The sequence below is a fragment of the Rhodoferax sp. RT5P35 genome (assembly GCF_056521385.1).
This window is the reverse complement of the sequence record NZ_JBWMAX010000374.1, coordinates 1-1,021: the sequence shown is the minus strand read 5'-3', so window position 1 is coordinate 1,021 and position 1,021 is coordinate 1. Positions and strand designations below refer to the sequence as shown.

Here is a 1,021-nt window from a genome sequence, read left to right as displayed (position 1 = left end):
GTCACGCCCGAAACGCCCCCGGCGTTATTGGCAACGCGTAGCTGCTCAATAGTCATGCTTTGCATGGATTTCTCCTAATTAACCTTCATTTGGAAGCCCTTTAATTGTGCATGTTTTTAAGGACACATACAACATTGGGTGGGATACTTGGCCGTGGCAATACAACCCCGAGGAACCCATCCGATGCAAGCCCACGTCACAGCCGTCAGCACCAGCCCGAAGCACGGCTTTTCCAAGACCCCCACGGCGCATATCCAGCTACTCGCGGGCTTGGGGGTTGAGGGCGATGCCCACTGCGGGGTTACGGTGCAACACCGTTCGCGGGTGGCCAAAGACCCTACGCAGCCCAATCTGCGGCAAGTGCACTTGGTGCAGGGCGAGTTGTTTGACGAATTGGTGTCGCAGGGTTTTACCGTGCTGCCGGGGCAGATCGGCGAGAACATCACCACCCGCGGCCTGGATCTGCTGGCATTGCCCACCGGGGCCGAGCTGCACATCGGCGCGTCGGCCATCGTTCAGATCACGGGGCTGCGCAATCCCTGTGCGCAGCTCAACCAGTTTCAACCCGGCCTGACCGCTGCCGTGCTGGGGCGCACGCCCGATGGAGAACTGGTGCGCAAAGCCGGTGTCATGGGGGTAGTGCTTGCCAGCGGCACAGTGCACCCTGGTGACACCATCACCACCAAGCTGCCTATACAGCCCCACCGCCCGCTGGCCTGTGTGTGACCCCGCCAGTTCACAGCGATGGAGGGCCTGGGGGCCAGCCATACAACATGTTTACGATCCAAGCATTTACCCCTTCCACTCCCTGAAAGCCACACCATGACCATCCAGCGCATCAACCCCGGTAACCGCCTGTGCGATGCCACCATCCACAATGGCGTGGCCTATCTGGCCGGGCAGATTCCTGAAGATGCCAGCCTGCCCATCGCCGCCCAGACGCAAAGCGTACTGGACCAGATCGACAGCGTGCTGGCCCTGGCCGGTAGCGACAAGTCGCGCATCCTGACCGCCACCATCT

The 1,021-nt window shown here is 61.0% G+C and carries 2 protein-coding genes; both read left to right on the top strand.

The genetic code is table 11. The features are described from left to right. Nucleotides 1-183 precede the first annotated feature (183 nt). On the top strand, nucleotides 184-726 hold the full coding sequence (locus AC097L_RS26440) for an MOSC domain-containing protein (RefSeq protein ID WP_479589654.1): 543 nt from the start codon (nucleotides 184-186) through the stop codon (nucleotides 724-726). A gap of 96 nt (nucleotides 727-822) precedes the next feature. Beyond that, nucleotides 823-1,021, top strand: a 199-nt coding sequence (locus tag AC097L_RS26435) for a Rid family hydrolase (protein ID WP_479589653.1), incomplete at its 3' end; no start/stop codon positions are given.